Raw genomic sequence first — 483 nt, 5'->3', positions numbered from 1 at the left:
TGAACATCCCGAACATGCCCTACGGGGCGCTCCAGAGCGTGCGCTCGACGAGGCTCGGGCGCCGCAAGAGCGCGGAGCCGGTGATCGCCGAGATGAGCCCGCGCGGCTTCCCGATCTATTGGTTGGGCGCCGCCGGGAAGCCCGCCGACGCCGCGGAGGACACCGACTTCTGGGCGACGATGCACGGGCACGTCTCCGTGACGCCCCTTCAGATCGATCTCACGGCCCACAGGGAAGTCGCGAAGACCGCGCTCTGGGCCGACGGTGCATTGAAAGGTTGACGACAAAGGAAAAGCACACCATGACCAAGACACTCACCGGCCTCACGGCCGTGGCCGCCGCCCTTCTGCTTGCGGGCTGCGCGGGGACGCCCCCGAAGGTCGCGCCGATCGTCGATCAGTCCGACTATTCGCAGGGCACGCGTCAGGCGGCGCCCGTTTCCGGGTCGATCACCCCGCTGACGCCGGGCACCGTGCGGGATTC

General features: G+C 68.7%; 2 pseudogenes. Both read left to right on the top strand.

Going from position 1 to position 483, the window contains the following annotated elements:
• Positions 1-281 (top strand): annotated as a pseudogene (locus HMPREF9440_RS11995) (5'/3'-nucleotidase SurE); the annotation flags it as partial.
• A gap of 20 nt (positions 282-301) precedes the next feature.
• Positions 302-483 (top strand): annotated as a pseudogene (locus tag HMPREF9440_RS11485) (hypothetical protein); the annotation flags it as partial.

The organism is Sutterella parvirubra YIT 11816, from assembly GCF_000250875.1.
Taxonomy (GTDB): Bacteria; Pseudomonadota; Gammaproteobacteria; order Burkholderiales; family Burkholderiaceae_F; genus Sutterella; species Sutterella parvirubra.
Note: the sequence above shows the minus strand (reverse complement) of the source record. Positions and strands in the feature narration are given on the sequence as shown.